The following is a 16,208-nucleotide window of genomic DNA, read 5'->3' as shown; positions in this document are numbered from 1 at the left end:
GTTCAGTCCTTTCCTAGCCATCTGAATATGAGACGGTTCAGGCCGATCATCATGCAGAACAGCACAACCGCGATCGCTGCCGCATAACCCATCTCAAATTTGATAAAGGCGTAATCGAATAAATGCGTCAATATCGTATGTCCGGCATATAGCGGGCTCGGCAAGCCGACAAGCTGTACGCTGACGTCAAATACCGTAAGCGAGGATACGACCTGAAGGACGGCTCCAAACAGCAATTGCGGCTTCACGGACGGAATCGTAATATAGAACAGCTGCTGCCATCTATACTTGATGCCGTCGATGCCGCCTGCCTCGTACAGGTCCTTCGGCACGTTCTGCAGGCCGGCAAGGAAAGCAAGGAAGCCGACGCCCATAGACATCCACAGCGACACGATAACGATGACGGGTACAATCGAATTAATATTTTGCAGGAACAAATACGGCTCGTCGATAATGCCCAACTGCGTCGCGAAATAATTCAGCAGCCCCTTGCGGTCGCCGGCGAACAGATAGAGCCAGACGACGGACATCGCCGTTGCGCTCGTAATGGACGGCGTGTAATAGCACAGCGTATAGAAAAACCGGTACTTCTGGGGTATTTGGCTTATCAGCCAAGCGAGCAGAAACGCCATCGCGTAACCGACAGGGCCGGTAATGAAAGCGAATTTGAGCGTAATGCCGATTGCCTTCAGGAAGATGTCGTCGTCGACGAACAGCAGCCGATAATTGGACAGTCCAATGAATCTCGGAGCTTCCAGGATGTTGTAATACGTGAAGCTGAGGAACACCGATGTGACGACCGGAACGATCGTGAACAGCGTAAACAATATAAGGAAAGGGGCGAGAAACAGGTACGATACCCTGTTTCTCTTCATTTCCTGCCAGAGCAGGCCGAGCTTTCCCTGCTTCTTCGGAAGGCGCTCGGCGCCGGCCGCCGGCCGGGCTGCTGTACTCGTCTCTATGCTCACGGGCTTACGCCTCCTTCTGCCGTTTTCTCTTGCGCGCTATCCTCGGTATTAAGGCCGAATTCCTCCCGCTTCTTGCGAAGCTCCTTATCGATTTCCTTAACGCCCTCTTCAACCGCTTCACGCGGAATCTTGCCATTCAATACGATTTGGTTCCAGATGTTCGCGATATGCCTTGTCGTGTAGTAGCCGCCGATAACGACCTCGCGTTCCTTGAACCATTCCCATTGCTCCAGGATGGCGTCGATGTCGGACGACTGCCAAGGCATGCGTTGCAGCGCCTCGATGTTTGCCGTGTTCCAGCGAGCCTCGACACCAAGCAGCGATTCAAGCTCCGAGCCGAAGCGCTCCTGCGTATCCGCGCTGGTCCACCATTTCAAGAACTCCCATGACTGATCTTTCATTTCCGTATCTTTGAAAATGATGCCCGTCTGAGCGAGACCGCCCGTGGAACGGTTGATCTTGCCGTCGGCCTGCTCGATGCCCGGCATCGGCTTCATGCCCCACCAGCCGGTAAGCTCTGGCGCCGCCGTCGACAGCAGCACGTAAGTCGAATAGTCCGCTACGCCGATCGGCATCTCGCCGGACCGGAAGCGGTTGTAGAAATCCGCCTGCTTCGAGATTTTGAAGTTCGTGAACAATCCCGTCCACAGCTTGAACGCTTCCATCGCCTCAGGCGAATCAAGATTCGAATATTTGCCGTCCTCACGATAGAATTCGCTGTTCTGCTGGAAAAGGAATGGAGCAAACTCATTGATTGCCAGAGCCGGATTGTTCGGCGCATGCGGGTAGAAGAAATCCATGCCRTTCTGCTGGAGCAGCGGGATGAGATCCATCACTTCCTGCCACGTATCCGGAATTTGATCCTCAGTAATGCCAAGCTGTTCCATAATGTCCTTGCGATAGAACAGCATATTGAAGTTCTGGTTCTCCGGCAGCGCATAGCTGCCGCCGTCATACTTGTAAGGGATGAGCGCTCCCGGTCTGAAGCGGCTCGCCACATCCTCGTAGTCGCTGAACTCCTCCAGATTGACGAGACCGTTACGCACCGCGTAGTCGATCGGAATCTCGCCCTCGACGCCAAGCGCTACGTCCGGCGCAAGACCCGACGTGCTCGCCAGCAACAGCACTTGCATCTGCTGTGCAGGAATCGTATTGACGTTAACCTTAATGCCCGTCTCGGTCGTAAAGTCCTCGTCGATCATCTGCTTAATGATGTCGACCCAGTCGCGTCCGCGCGCCACCCAAACCTCAAGCACCTTCTCATCCTCATACACGTTGCCTATGCCGCCGTAATTTTTCGTGAAGGAGCTCGCGAAGTCGTAAAGCATCGTTCCCGTTCTGGCGAGCGCGCCCGCATCCGGTCTAGGCCAAGCTTCGTCGGCCGACTTAACGATGAGATAGTCGAGCACCATGCTTTGCTTGCTAAGACCGTTCACCCATGTGCCGAGCGCCGCCTGCAAGTCATTGAACTGCAGCATGCGCGCAGGAATGGACTTCGTATCGCTAGCCATGCTAAGCAACACGTCGCGCGCCTCATAGAGCGTGCTCACTTCCGAGCTGCCTTCATTGACGCCAAGCTCATAGAGCCCTTTGATCGTATCGTCAAGCCGCTTCGCCATCAGTTGCAGCCTCGGAACGAGGTTGGTAATATTTTGTTCCAGACGCCAGTCACCGTTCGGATCGGGGTTCGTGCCCGTAACCTGTATAACCTCACGGCCGAGCAGCGACATCTTGCGAGTCGTATCCGTTACCGTCTCGAGCATCCGTCCAAGCGCGCCAATCTGAACTTCCATGCGGATCGTGTGCTTGCCCTGCTCCAGATAGAACAGATACGGATCGCCGTCCTTCGGTCCGAACTTCTTGACTTGCCATTCCGCCTTGTATGGGAATGACATGGCGTCCATCTCCTTGAACGGCAGCTTGCCGTCGATCTTAATGGAGCGCTGAACCGGCATTCCGTTCAGGAACCATTGTCCATACCTGGCGCCAAGCTCGTAGAGGCCGCTCTCCGGCACTTCAATCTCCCATTCCGCCCATTGCCCGCCGGTCCGCCAGCTGGCGCCGCCGAACGAGTTAAGCGCGATGGAATCCTTCTTGAACGGCTCCGTAGCCGGTTCGCGGTCTTCAATCCGCTTGAGCGTCGGATCGGATCTCAAGGTCGATAGCTCAGCCTGCGCTTTAATGAGCTGGTTCTCCATCTTCTTGTAGCCTTGCTTCTCATATGTAGCAAGCATCTCTTCATAAGTCGGCACATGCACCGGCGAGAAAATATTGATCGTGCCGATCGCCGCAGGCTCCCGCACCGCTTGGATGCGCAACGTATGCTTGCCCTTCGTCAGGTAGAAGCGGAACGGCTCGTATACCTTGCCTTCGGAATCGACGAAGTCGCGATATTGCCAGCCGGCGGTCTCCACCCTGCGCGGGTTGAACTCGTTGTCCTGGTTATCGAACCAAGGCTCGCCTTCTTCCTTCCACATCCTCTGGAACTCCAGCTTCTTCGCCTGGTAGAACGGATACTCCCCGTCGATCTGCACACTGCGAACAACGGCGGAACGCTTGCCCTCAAGCGCATAGTAGCTCATGCCCATTTGATAGTAGCCGTCCTGCGGCACCTCAAACGCATATTCAGCCCAGCTGTCCTCTTCAATGAGCGCTACGGAATCTCCCGCCAGGTCTCCAAGCCCGCTCTCCAGCCGTGTTCCCGATTCGCTGATCGCACTGTAATCGGCGGATTCGATCGACAGCTTGAAATCGGCCGCATCCTGCGCCCCCTGCTCATTCCAGCTGTCCGCATATTTATTAAAAGACGGCTCGAGCTTACCACCCGCGTCTTCACCTTCCAATATCGATGATTCATCAATACTTTCATCAATCGCAATGCTTGCCATTACGCTATCATCGTAGCCCCTTGAATTGTTCCACCAAATGACGAAGCAGACCAAAGCGACAATTACAACCAACGTTACCCTATACTTTTTCAGCCAACGAATCACCAAGGAGTACCCCCTTGCATACCAGCGTAAACGGCCGCCGTCGCATTGCGACGCAGCTTTCGTTCCGAATGAGTCTCATGCTTTCATGTTTACATGCTTCGCTAAAGAAACGGTAGACGCCGCATATCGCGGCGCCGCAAAAGTTTCGAGCGATAGGTCGAGCCGAAGCAGGGAGGCACGCATGCCTCCCATGCGAAAAACTTATTTCTGAAGCTCGCTAATCAGCTTATCTTTCTCCGCTTTCAGCTTGTTCTCGATATTTTCTTGCGCTTGTTGGATTGCCGTCTTGGAGTCGATATTTTTATCCAGCGCAGCGATAACGTTCTCAACCCATAGCGGCCAAGCCATGCCGTCAAGTCGCGTGTAACGTCTTACTGGGAGTTTGCTTGCAAGTTCATTGTAAAGAGCGATATCTTCTTGGCCGCCAAGGTACTCGTTCGTGTGTGTAATGTACCATTCTTGGCTTGTAATGTTTTTCCAGTCAGGCTGTACCGATTGCTCGATCCACAGCTTCCATGCTTCTTCAGAGGTTGTTATGAACTCTACGAATGCCCAAGCTGCTTCTTTGTTCGCGCTTTGCGAAGGGATAACGAACGTCGATCCGCCCATGCCTACATTCAAGCCGAAAGGCATCGTAGTCGCTCTCCATTTGCCGGATTGCTCTGGGAAGTTAATTGCAAGGTCGCGTGCGCCGTATGTTCCCGCAACGTACATCGGGGATTCGCCTTTCTTCACGCGTTGCTTGCCTTTGTCGCTGTAAATGCCGTCATGCGGAGCGATCTTAAGTTGGTTAACCTTTTTCGAAATATCAAGGAATTTCACGAATTCGTCTGTGTTGCGGACCCAGTTCATCTCATCATCATAGTAGCCAAGGGAATCGCCCAGCCAGTGAACCGGTGAATCGCGCCATTCCATCGAATACTTGCCGTTAGCTTTAAGCGTCTGTGCAAGCGTGAAGAAGTTATCCGGATCTTGAATGTATTCGCCGAGTTCAGCAGGGTCGGAAGGCAAGCCCAGCTCTTCGAAAATGTCTGCGCGGTAGTAAGTAACCGCCGGCGTAACATCCCAAGGCATGCCTAGCAGCTTGCTGCCGTCGATGGACGACCAACGATTCCAGTTGTACTCGGATACTAGATCTTGGTATTTGCCAGCGTCGTAAGGAGGCTGGAGCAAATCTTCAAGAACGCCGCCCGTGCTATACCGCGTGAACTGACCTTGCTCGACAAGCGCTACGTCTGGTGCGCCATTGCCCGCTGCAAGCGTCGTTTGCAACTTGTCATGCAAATCAGCGAAGGGAACGAAGATTGTTTTCAACTTAATGTTCGGGTATACGGCGTTGAACGCCTTCTGCAATTCTGCGTCCTTCTCTTTGTTGTCTAGGAACGTCCAGAACGTAACTTCACCAGAGAGAGCAGGATCGATAGCCGACTTGGCGATGCCGTCTTCTTCGACCGCAGCGTCGTTGCCGCCTTCGCCTTCTGCATTGCCCTCTGCGTTGCCGCCCGCATTGCTAGGCGCATTCGTCGCTTTCTCACCGGCGTTATTGCCGCCCGTGTTGGTCGTACCCGATCCGCTGGAGCATGCCGATACGAGCATAATAATCGCTAACACTAGAATGAAAGTGCTTGCAAACTTTTTCATTAGAAAATTCCTCCCTTGTCTTCTTCCGTCAATTCGTTTACACCGCTTGCTTGGATAGACGCAAAAATAATGGCGCCGGCGAGAACGTATAACGATCCGCAAATAAAGTAAACGTTTTCATTTACTACCGGCAATAAAGAGGTTAATATAAGGCTTATAGTCTTTCAAACGCGATGACTCCCATTGACTCCCTTTGTGGTTCTGAACCGATTAATAATTTCATTAACTGTATGACGAAGCGTGATTAGACCTATATGTTCCCGYTAACCATCGCATTCACCGCAGCTCACCTCCACCATCAGTAGCCGTTATGTTAATTGATTAATGATTTTGTTACATAAGTTATTCTATCATGAATTTCCCTGTTTTCAACCCCTAATTCCAGATTCTCGAAATAAAAGTTGTAAGCGTTTGCCATCCAGAGGCGGTTAATCGCCTTAAGTCCGCACCATTACTGGGTTTATTGGTGTTAAAAAGGTCATATAAAAACAGAATAAGCCGCCCAGTGGGCGGCTTATTCTGTTGATTTTCCGTGTTCAACGACGAGGTTTCGATTGAAACTAATCTTTTTCGATAGTGATTAACTTTTTTACGAAATAGGTCGTCACTTTTAGAACTTCTAGATGCGTACTAGCCATTTGATTGGATTTCATACATTCAAATGACTAGCAACGACAAGATATCAAAGTTTGATTGGATTTGGTGCAGTCAAATGGACGGTGAAAGGCTGTTGAGGGCTAAAATGCCGGGTTTGACTGTATGTTTTCCACTCAAAAGTAACTTTACAGGCAATTGGGACCGATTAGGCTGTATGAAATACAGGCAAAACGTAGGGTCAGTTTGGTACTGGAGTACCCAATAAGCTTCCTAGTCTACTGAAATCGTGAACGGCACGACAAAGGTATCGCCATTTCGTTGGAATTGACCCCATATCTTATATATACCCGCTTCTGGAAAAGTCGTATGGAAGGAGGCTTGAGGGCCGCTGCCTGCATCATCGACGGGATGCACATGCAGGTATTGTCCCAAATCTTCGCTGACGATGACGACATGACCGATAGCTCCCAAATACGGCTGCAGGTCGGTAATATCCGCTTTGCTCTGTTCATCCTTGAACGTGAAGGTTAGCTCGGCCTCTTCGCCCGCTTGATGGGAGGATAGCGATAATGAAGCTTCAATCCCTTCCACCGTCTTATTAAGCTGCTCATCTGGCGTCAACTTGCTTGCCGCCGCTTCGTCGCCCGCAGCATTCACATTCGCAGCAATGACTTCTCCCGAGCCTCCCGCCGGTATGAAATCCGCATACAGCTTATACGCACCGCCCGACGGAAAGACAAGCTCGACGTCGAACTTCCCATTCTCCTTATATTCGGGATGAACATGGTCGAAGTAAGACAGATCTTCGCTTACGACGATTAGATGCATCAGCTTCTCATGGTTCATGTCGAAACTATCGATTGGCTGCCCCTTTTTGTCGAAGACGGATACCTCGGCCTTCACCTTCTCGCCAGCAGCAATCCCGGTTGAGGGGAAGCTCCACTTTACAGCGGCATCATCTGATGCTGCTTCGCTCTCGGTCTGCCGCTCCCCTTCGCTTGAAGCTCCGTGACCTTCATGGCCGCCGGACGACTGTTCGCCGCCTTCCGCATTCACTGCGTCTGCTTCCTCATGCTCACTCTTATTATGACCGGCATGATTCTCTGCTTGACCGCAGCCTGCAAGGATTAGGCTGGTACTGATGATCGAAGCCCACGCTATCCGTTTGGCCAGGCTTATGCCTGCTGTATTATTCATCGTACGCGTACTCCCTTTCATCTATCTATCGATTCCATTCATTCGCTGCAGTCTTAGCGCATTCAATACGACCGATACCGAGCTAAGCGCCATTGCCGCCCCTGCAAGCCAAGGTGCGAGGAAGCCGGCAGCGGCAATCGGTATGCCGATCACGTTGTAAGCGAGCGCCCAGAACAGGTTCTGCTTAATATTCGCCATCGTCAGCCTGCTCATCTTAATCGCATCGGCTATGCTGTTCAAGTCGCCGCGCATTAACGTAATGTCCGCGGCTTCCATCGCAACGTCCGTGCCACCGCCTATCGCCATGCCAATGTCTGCCGCTGCGAGTGCCGGGGCGTCATTAATTCCGTCTCCCGCCATGGCAACCTTCTTGCCCTCGGCCTGCAGTCGCTGCACCGCCTTGGCCTTCTGCTCGGGCAGCACATCGGCTCTAACATGGTCGATGCCGACCCGCTCGGCTATCGCCTTCGCCGTTCGCTCATTGTCTCCGGTCAGCATCCATACTTCCAATCCTAATTGCTTAAGCCTTGCAATAGCCGCAGCCGAAGTGTCCTTCACCGTATCAGCTACGGCGACCATGCCAGAATAGCTGCCGTTAACGCTTATGAGCATGACGGTCTTGCCCGATGCCTCCAGCATCTCTTGCTCCTTGTATGCCGCTGACGCATCTACGTTCCGCATCTGCATCAGCTTGCGATTTCCTATTAACAATTGTTGCCCATCTACACTGGCTGCGATACCATGACCGGGTATCGCTTCGAACTGCTCCGATTGCGGAAGTTCGATCCCGCGGGACGTAATGCCCGACACAAGCGCCTCGGCTACAGGATGCTCCGATTGACGTTCCGCTGCGCCTACAAGCCGCAGCAGTTCTTTCTCTTCATACGAACTCGAACTCGCGATAATAATGTCTGTCAGTTCGGGCTTGCCCTTCGTAATCGTTCCCGTTTTATCGAGAACAACCGTATCTATGCGATGGGCGCTCTCTAGATGCTCGCCGCCCTTGAACAATATGCCAAGCTCAGCGGCGCGGCCGGAGCCGGCCATAATCGACGTTGGCGTTGCAAGACCCAATGCGCATGGGCAAGCAATAACGAGTACGGCAATCGCTTTCTCCAGCGCATGTGCGAAGTTGCCAGGTTCAATGAATGCGAACCAAATGATGAACGTCAGCACGGCAAGACCCACTACGATCGGGACGAATATGCCCGATATGCGATCGGCTACCCGCTGAATCGGCGCTTTCGACCCTTGCGCCTCCTCAACTACCCGAATGATCTGAGCAAGCGCCGTATCCTTGCCGATTCTCGTCGCCTTCATGCGCAGCGCGCCGTTATTGTTGATCGTTGCTCCGATGAGCGCATCGCCTTCGCGTTTCTCGACGGGCATGCTCTCGCCGGTCAGCATTGATTCATTGACTGTCGATTCACCCGATATCACAATGCCGTCAACCGGCACTTTCTCGCCCGGTTTAATAATAAGCACATCGTCTACCGTAACATCGGTAATAGCGATCTTCTGCTCAAGCCCTTCGCGTATAACGGTTGCCTCTTTCGCCTGCAACCCCATTAGTGTCTTGATCGCCTCTGAAGACCGGCCCTTCGCCAAGCTTTCCAGAAGCTTGCCAAGCACGATCAGCGTGATCAGAACCGCGCTCGTCTCGTAGTAAAGCTCGATATTATGCGCTCCGTGCCCAGCCATCGACGGCTTCAATGTTTCTAGTGTGCGATACAAACTGTAAAAGAAAGCCGCCGATGTCCCTAACGATACAAGGACGTCCATATTTGCGCTGCCGTTGCGTAGAGCCTTGTATGCCCCGACGTAGAACGGCCAGCCGATAATGAACTGCACCGGCGCGGCAAGCGCGAGCTGGAACCAAGCGTTCATGAACAGCTCCGGCACGGGCACGAACGACGTCATGGCGAAATGACCGGCCATCGCCCATAATAGCGGCAGCRACAAGAGGATGGACACGCCCAGCCTTAGTTGCTGCTTGCGAATTTCGCGTTTCTTATAGTCACCTTTCTCAGCCTGCGCCTGCTTCACGACGCCATAACCGAGATCGATTATTTTCTGCTCCAGCCTGGCGCTGTCCTGCTTGCCAGCATCATAGACGACGGAGGCGCGCTCTAGCGCCAGGTTGACGGTAGCCTCGACCCCTTCCATCCGATTAAGTCCCTTCTCGATCCGATTCGCGCATGCCGCGCAAGTCATACCCGTAATTTGAATGCTTTCCAGCACCTTGCTCATTTTGTTTGCACCGCCATTTCGCATACCCATATGGGGTATATTTTAAAGTAAAAATAGGGAGGCCTAGGCAGCCTCCGTCTATACTATTGAACTAGTATTGATTCGTCTTATACAACGTCGTAGCCTTGGTCCTCGATAGCCGCTTTGATCGCGTCTAACGACACTTTCGCCTCATCGTATTCCACCGATACCTTCTTGCTTGCCAGATCGACCTTGCCTGCGGCTCCGGCGTTGCCGACCGCCTTCTCTACCGCGCTAACACAATGTCCGCAAGTCATGCCCTCTACCGTAAGCGTTACGTTTGTCATTATCATTACCTCCCAAATTATTTCATTAATTTCTGAACCGTTGTCAGAAGCTCGTCAATCACTTCGTTCTCGCCTGCCTGGATACGTTCAACGATGCAGCTCTTCATATGTCCTTCAAGCAAGAGCTTGCCGACGCTGTTAAGCGCCGATTGCACTGCCGCTATCTGATTAAGCACGTCATCGCAATACGTATCCTTATCAATCATCGCCTTAACGCCACGGATTTGCCCTTCGATCCGGTTCAACCGAGTCGTCAGATTCGCCTTCATCTTGTCCGAGTGGTGGCTCTTGCGCTCCGTCTTCGAGCCGCAGTGCTCGCCTCCCGCTTCCGGCGCGGCGCAGTCAGTAGCGTGCGCATGCTGATGATTATGATTCGCGTCTGTCGCTTCTTCCTTCGCCATATACATACCTCCATGGGGTATATTTGATAATTGCATCTTATCATACCCGGCAGGGGTATGTAAAGCCTGATTTCTTTTCCGCAAAATAGGGTGTAAAAGAACCGATACATAACTCTTGCTATTTGCTTCATTTCAGTTACTATTATTGTGAAAACGTATTCTTCCGTTCCATCAGCACTTCTAATATTGCGGTAACAAACGTCAGTTATAGTTGAAACAAAACGTACACAACAATCAGAAAGGGTGAATCACGATTACAACGCAGCTCATTAACTTTGCCCACCGCGGGGCGAGCGCCTATTGTCCGGAAAATACGATGGCGGCATTCGTCAAAGCACTGGCGCTTGGCGCGACAGGGATCGAAACCGATGTACAACGAACAAGGGACGGAAGACTCGTCCTGATCCATGACGAATCGCTCGCGCGTACGGCAGGCCTGAACCAATTCGTCAAGGATACCGATTATGACGATGTAGCACTGCTGGATGCCGGAAGCTGGTTCAATCCTGACTTCGCCGAGGAGAAAGTACCTCTATTGGAGCAATTGCTGGAGCTTGTGAAAGACACGGATACTATAGTGAACTTGGAGCTTAAGAACGGCGTCTTTCTTTATGAAGGCATGGAACAGCAAGTCATCGACACGGTGCGCACCTACGGATTAACCGATCGTGTTATTATTTCCAGCTTCAATCATTATTCGCTTGCCCTATGCTCGCAGCTTGCTCCGGAGATCCGTACCGGTATCTTGTATGTCGAAGGGCTGTATGAACCGTGGGCATATGCGAAGACGCTGCAGGCGTCGGCGCTGCATGCCAGTAAATATGCCGTATTGCCGGAGTGGGTAGATGCGGCGGCCGTGAACGGCATTGCCTATCACCCGTGGACGGTCAACGAGACTGCCGAGATGGTCAGCTTGGCTGAGGCTGGCGTCGCAGGCATCATTACCGATTATCCGGATCGACTCGCGCAGGTGCTGCAATCGAGAGGAGAGTAAYCGTCATGAAAAAAACGTGGCTGCTCGGCTTTGGTTTTTTTAGTATTAGCCTTACATGGGCGCTTTACAACGCATTTGTCCCTTTCTTCCTGGACAATTTCCTGTCGAGCGTGGCGCTGATTGGCTTCATGATGACGATAGACAACTACTTTGCGCTCTTCCTGCAGCCATGGATCGGCAATCGAAGCGACAAGACATACACACGATTCGGCAAGCGAATGCCTTACCTTATGATCGGCATGCCGCTGGCCGCCTTGTTCGCAGCGCTTGTTCCGTTCCACGTCAGCCTCATAACGTTAGTTACCTTCATGGTGCTCTTGAACTTGTCCATGAGTCTATACCGGTCGCCGACTGTCGCGCTGATGCCGGACATTACGCTGGACGGCAAGCGCTCGCAGGCAAACGGAATTATTAATTTCATGGGCGGCATCGGTGCGCTGCTTGCCTTCTTCGTAGGCTCGAAGCTGTATGACGCGGATCATTCCTTGCCATTTATTTCTTCGGCAGTGGTAACGATCATATGCTTATTCATCCTTATGGCGGTCATTAAGGAAAAACGCGATACGATCGCCTATATCCCTGCCGAACATAGAGAGAAGCTGTCGTTCAAGAGCGAGCTCAACCGTCCGACGGTGTTCCTGCTTGGCGCCATCTTCTTCTGGTTTCTCTCCTACCAGGGCGTTGAAGCCTTGTTCACTTTATACGGAGAGAAGCATCTTGGCTTAGAGGAAGGGGAGTCAGCCTTCTCGCTCGGCTTCTTCTCCCTGGCGCTCGTGCTTGCTGCCATCCCGAGCGGACTGCTAGGCCGCAGGTTCGGCAAGAAAAAGATCATCATGATCGGCGTTACCGGCCTCATTATTATTTTCGCTGCGATCACGTTCATCGATACGTTGCTTCCGCTGCGGCTGCTTATGCTGGCGGGGGGTATATGCTGGGCGATGATTAACATCAACTCGTATCCGTTCATTATCGGACTTGGCAAGGAGCAAAGCATTGGCAGACGTACGGGCATCTACTATGTGTTCTCGTCGCTCGCCGCGATCGCCTCGCCGCCGCTTATGGGCGGACTGATCGATCTGTTCGGCTACCAAATACTGTTCTACGTGGCGTCCGGCAGCATGCTCATCGCGCTCGCCTTTCTATTCGGCGTCAGTGACAAAGGGCTCTCCCGGGATGCAACAACGACAGGGCATTCAACGACGGTCTAGTCCCTTAAATAAAAAAATCCGAACCTGCGTCTCTCGACCGTGGTTCGGATTTTTTTCTATTTTAGTGGATGCTGCCTTTGGTGAAGCCGCCGCCCATAACGTCCGATACAGACTCGATGGCAATGAACGCCTTCGCGTCAATCGACTGCACGATTGATTTGAGCTTCGCAAGCTCCAGCCTTGTCACGACGCAATAGATCATCTGCGTCTCTTCCTTGGAGTAGCCGCCGCGCGCTTGGATCAGCGTCGTGCTCCGTCCAAGACGGTCCATAATCGCAGTCGATATTTCATCATGCTCGCTGGAGATGATCGTTACCGACTTCGATTCTTCAAGGCCTTCTACAACAATATCGATGACCTTAATCGCGATATAGTAGGTGAAGATCGAATACATGGCCGAATCCCAGCCGAATATGAATCCAGCAATAATGAACACGATAACATTGAAGATCATGATGATCTGTCCGACAGGCACGCGCATCTTCTTCGAGATCAGAATCGATACGATCTCCACCCCGTCAAGCGAGCCCCCGTAACGAATAACGAGACCGACACCTGCACCGAGAATAAGACCGCCGAACAGCACTGCAAGCAACTTCTCGTCCGTGAACGCTTCAACATGATGCAGCATGGCCGTCGTTACCGACATGAGTGCGATACCATATAACGTGGAGATCGCGAACGTCTTGCCGATTTGTTTATAACCTAGAATCAGGAATGGAACGTTAACAACGAATAAATAAAGCCCGATAGGCAATGGCGTCTTCGCTGCGAGCATGATCGATATACCCGCAATCCCGCCGTCAATCACTTGGTTCGGCACRAGGAACATCTCCAGCGCCACGCCCATCATGATCGAACCAACCGTAATAAAAATAAACCGTTTCAGGATCTCGCCAAACGATAATCCTTTATGTACTTTCGCCAATAGTCCAACCTCCAACATAAGAGTTTCTTATTAAAACTTTAGCACAAAAATGGTATTTATTCAAAAACGGATTCCGCCGTTGATAGGGCAGAACCGCATAATAGCTTGTCCTATGCGGCAAGTTAACTATAATCATATCCAATGAAAGGATGACCATCTATGAAGCTTTTCCTATTATTTTTGTTATACTGCGCTTCTAATATGGCTTACGATTACACAATGAATCTATTGGAAGGCATGACTTACGAAGAGGCGCTGCGAAGCCTATTCACGTATTTCGTCCGAATACCCGTCGATGAATGGCTGATCTTACTCGCGAGCGCCGTCATTTTCATTGGCAGTTGCGCCGCTCCTTCACTCAAGAAGCGGTTCGGTTCTGCCGCCTCATCCAACCCGCGGCAAGGAGAACAATCGGGAATGCCGACTGGAACACGAATGCCACATAAGGATTGATTATATATCCCTCGATGTAATTTTCTACGGAATTCTCCGCAACCATAATAGAGGAGAACATCACGATGCCCCCAAGCGGAATCGCGAACGTTTTTATACTCTTCAGCTTAAACAAATCGGTTACGGCCAGCACCGCCGCATAGAAATAAATGGTCGCCTTGAAGAAATAACTGATCATAAGCGACGATACCGAAATTCCATCCATTTTCTGAATGAAGTCCCCGATATTGATCTTCGATGTAACGGCAAACAGCGGAAATATGGAGCGGCTGAGCAGATCCGGTCCTAATACAGCTGCATTGAGCGCCATCGTATAGCTGATAATAAGCCCCGACAGGATCATTGCGGCAAACCCTACCTTGATACCCGACTTTTGAGCCCCGACTCCCAAATATTGAAAAAACATGGTGCATACAAACAGCTCGCCGAAAGGCAAAAAGTAAGTCAGAGGTACGGTGTTAATGACCGGTTTCCATCCGTTCTCCAGAACAGGAAGCAGATAATCGATTCGGATGATTCCGGAGAAGAATATAAATATATTGCCAATTAAGCCTAAAGCGAACAGCACCAGAAGAAAGGTGACAATCGTCCGCAGCATCGCATCGATCCCTAAATAAACGATATAGATCATCGCCACAGCCATTAAGGCAAGCAGCGCAACAAGCGGTGTTTCATCGAATACCGATACTTGTATCGTATTGGCGCAGCCGCGGAAGTTGCGTACACTTTGGTAGACAAAATGTACGCTGTACAGAAAGGCGATGGGCTTGCCTAAGAATGGACCTATGATCTTCGGAATATAGCTTGTCAGGGGCATAGTCGGGTACAGCCTATAGAGACCGCTGAACACAAAATAGATGACGATGCCCGGGATCATGCCTAGGAGAACAGCAAGCCACACGTCCTGCCGCGCCGACGATTGACCGACGCCAAGCGCAATGACGCCGCCCAGCTCGAACAATACAACTAGGCAAAAGAACTGGAACTTGCTCATTTTCGCCGCTTCCATCTACCGTCACCTCGCGTAACCTTCCTGCTGTCTGCTGCTACTTATTTCTTGATGCTGTTAATATACGATTTGCCTCTAAGACCTTGATTTCGAAGCTCAGTATGAACCGTTACTTGAACCTCGCTTCTGGCGAACGTATCGTTCCAATCGTCCTTTAGCCCTTCGCGCCATTTCTTTGGATAGGCACGCTTCATCACATTGCCGAACTTCAGTACATCGAGCCTATTCGTCTGCATATGCTTTACCGCCGTCTCCACCTCGGCTTTAATCGCAGTTTCCCATTCCTGCTCGAGGGTATCCAGCATTTCAGGCTTGTTCAGATCAAGTTCCGATTCATTTTCCGTAATGAAACCCTCCGCCCAGACATTCACATGGAAGACGGGCTTCCCTTGCACCAGCCGCGCCTTAACCTTCGTATTGCCGCGCGCCACTTCGATGCTGATTGCATCCTTTTTGTCGCCCGCCGCTACCAGCATTACAGAGCTTTTCATCTCGTTGCGCGTCCAGATGACGCCTCTTGCAAGCTCGCCGTCGATCCATTCCTTAAGCTTGCCTTTCTCGAATACCGCCATGCCTTGGATTGTAATGATAGCCTTCGGCTTTACCTGTTCCACGTTCTCGCGCTTCTGCGCCGCCTCGATAAGGCCAACAAGCCGGATGCCGCTGACGAGAAGCGTTCGCTCTTCTGACACCAACATACGGATTATATCGTCGATGTAAACCGTAATGCTATTCGACCATAGCTTCGAGGTGAAGCCCATCGTCCCGATAATCGAGTTGGCGGGCAGCTTCTCCATCGGCGTGAGCGTCTGCACGATCTGCGCCGCATCGACATCTCGCGAGACGAGCACCATTGACGTTAGCCGCGTCTCTCGCGAACGATCGAAGAAATCGAACAGCTCCTCGATTCCTTGCTTCGCCAGCGACTCGCCGATTACGATCAGCCTGATATGCGCAAAAAACAATTGCCGTGGCACTTTGCGCGACGTCTTGCGAATCGCCTCATAGATGGAGTTCCCCGTGCCGGAGTACACCATGATCGGCACCGCGTAGGAGCTCCCGCCGGCTACGAAACCGGGAGCGACGACGCCGGAGTTCGCAATCTGAAACGTAACCTTATATTTATTATTCTCCGCTTTGTCGATGCCCAGCGCCATCACGATAGCAAGCTCCTTCGGCTCGCGGCTGTTCCAACAGCCAGTTAGCATGGGCAGGCATAAGGCAATTAGTGCAGTTAGGAGTATAGCGCGTTTGAACATGC

The 16,208-nt window shown here is 51.8% G+C and carries 12 protein-coding genes; 2 read left to right on the top strand and 10 right to left on the bottom strand.

The annotated features are described in order from the left end of the window. Window positions 1–2: 2 nt before the first annotated feature. From AB4Z33_RS12265 to AB4Z33_RS12235, 7 genes are all read right to left on the bottom strand, one after another. A complete protein-coding gene (locus AB4Z33_RS12265; RefSeq protein WP_442050212.1) occupies window positions 3–968 on the bottom strand; it encodes a carbohydrate ABC transporter permease in 966 nt (321 codons plus the stop codon). Next, window positions 965–3,961: an extracellular solute-binding protein gene (locus AB4Z33_RS12260; protein ID WP_442050211.1), complete on the bottom strand. Its 2,997-nt coding sequence runs from the start codon at window positions 3,959–3,961 to the stop codon at window positions 965–967. Before AB4Z33_RS12260 ends, AB4Z33_RS12265 begins: the two co-directional genes overlap by 4 nt. A gap of 201 nt (window positions 3,962–4,162) precedes the next feature. After that, a complete protein-coding gene (locus tag AB4Z33_RS12255) occupies window positions 4,163–5,602 on the bottom strand; it encodes an ABC transporter substrate-binding protein (protein WP_442050210.1) in 1,440 nt (479 codons plus the stop codon). A gap of 867 nt (window positions 5,603–6,469) precedes the next feature. Further along, window positions 6,470–7,396 (bottom strand): hypothetical protein, encoded by a 927-nt coding sequence (locus AB4Z33_RS12250; RefSeq protein ID WP_442050209.1) that lies wholly within the window; start codon window positions 7,394–7,396, stop codon window positions 6,470–6,472. A 21-nt stretch (window positions 7,397–7,417) separates the two neighbouring features. Then, window positions 7,418–9,676 carry a heavy metal translocating P-type ATPase gene (locus AB4Z33_RS12245; protein ID WP_442050208.1) on the bottom strand — a complete coding sequence of 753 codons (2,259 nt, stop codon included), beginning with the start codon at window positions 9,674–9,676 and terminating at the stop codon, window positions 7,418–7,420. 77 nt (window positions 9,677–9,753) lie between these two features. Continuing rightward, window positions 9,754–9,954: a copper ion binding protein gene (locus tag AB4Z33_RS12240; RefSeq protein WP_442050207.1), complete on the bottom strand. Its 201-nt coding sequence runs from the start codon at window positions 9,952–9,954 to the stop codon at window positions 9,754–9,756. 17 nt (window positions 9,955–9,971) lie between these two features. Beyond that, on the bottom strand, window positions 9,972–10,355 hold the full coding sequence (locus AB4Z33_RS12235; RefSeq protein WP_442050206.1) for a metal-sensitive transcriptional regulator: 384 nt from the start codon (window positions 10,353–10,355) through the stop codon (window positions 9,972–9,974). A 247-nt stretch (window positions 10,356–10,602) separates the two neighbouring features. On the opposite strand from AB4Z33_RS12235, the gene AB4Z33_RS12230 reads away from it, so the two are divergent. Beyond that, a complete protein-coding gene (locus tag AB4Z33_RS12230) occupies window positions 10,603–11,349 on the top strand; it encodes a glycerophosphodiester phosphodiesterase (protein WP_442050244.1) in 747 nt (248 codons plus the stop codon). A gap of 5 nt (window positions 11,350–11,354) precedes the next feature. Next, a complete protein-coding gene (locus tag AB4Z33_RS12225; protein ID WP_442050205.1) occupies window positions 11,355–12,557 on the top strand; it encodes an SLC45 family MFS transporter in 1,203 nt (400 codons plus the stop codon). Between the two features lie 61 nt (window positions 12,558–12,618). On the opposite strand, the gene AB4Z33_RS12220 is transcribed toward AB4Z33_RS12225, so the two are convergent. The 3 genes from AB4Z33_RS12220 to AB4Z33_RS12210 all read right to left on the bottom strand — a co-directional run bounded on the left by AB4Z33_RS12220 (window position 12,619) and on the right by AB4Z33_RS12210 (window position 16,206). Further along, the gene (locus tag AB4Z33_RS12220; protein WP_442050204.1) at window positions 12,619–13,485 is read right to left on the bottom strand and encodes a YitT family protein; all 867 of its coding nucleotides are present in this window, start codon (window positions 13,483–13,485) and stop codon (window positions 12,619–12,621) included. Between the two features lie 358 nt (window positions 13,486–13,843). Continuing rightward, window positions 13,844–14,947 carry a GerAB/ArcD/ProY family transporter gene (locus tag AB4Z33_RS12215; RefSeq protein WP_442050203.1) on the bottom strand — a complete coding sequence of 368 codons (1,104 nt, stop codon included), beginning with the start codon at window positions 14,945–14,947 and terminating at the stop codon, window positions 13,844–13,846. A 41-nt stretch (window positions 14,948–14,988) separates the two neighbouring features. Next, the gene (locus AB4Z33_RS12210; RefSeq protein WP_442050202.1) at window positions 14,989–16,206 is read right to left on the bottom strand and encodes a Ger(x)C family spore germination protein; all 1,218 of its coding nucleotides are present in this window, start codon (window positions 16,204–16,206) and stop codon (window positions 14,989–14,991) included. Window positions 16,207–16,208 lie beyond the last annotated feature (2 nt).

Origin of the sequence: Paenibacillus sp. 2TAB19 (assembly GCF_052115185.1) — a bacterium.
Taxonomy (GTDB): Bacteria; Bacillota; Bacilli; order Paenibacillales; family Paenibacillaceae; genus Pristimantibacillus.
The sequence above is the reverse complement of the archived record's forward strand: the minus strand, read 5'-3'. Positions and strand labels throughout refer to the sequence as shown.

Coding starts and splice junctions, on each gene's coding strand:
- AB4Z33_RS12210 (WP_442050202.1), bottom strand. CDS start 16,206: ATGTTCAAACGCGCTATACTCCTAACTGCACTAATTGCCTTATGCCTG.
- AB4Z33_RS12215 (WP_442050203.1), bottom strand. CDS start 14,947: ATGGAAGCGGCGAAAATGAGCAAGTTCCAGTTCTTTTGCCTAGTTGTA.
- AB4Z33_RS12250 (WP_442050209.1), bottom strand. CDS start 7,396: ATGAATAATACAGCAGGCATAAGCCTGGCCAAACGGATAGCGTGGGCT.
- AB4Z33_RS12225 (WP_442050205.1), top strand. CDS start 11,355: ATGAAAAAAACGTGGCTGCTCGGCTTTGGTTTTTTTAGTATTAGCCTT.
- AB4Z33_RS12255 (WP_442050210.1), bottom strand. CDS start 5,602: ATGAAAAAGTTTGCAAGCACTTTCATTCTAGTGTTAGCGATTATTATG.
- AB4Z33_RS12235 (WP_442050206.1), bottom strand. CDS start 10,355: ATGGCGAAGGAAGAAGCGACAGACGCGAATCATAATCATCAGCATGCG.
- AB4Z33_RS12240 (WP_442050207.1), bottom strand. CDS start 9,954: ATGACAAACGTAACGCTTACGGTAGAGGGCATGACTTGCGGACATTGT.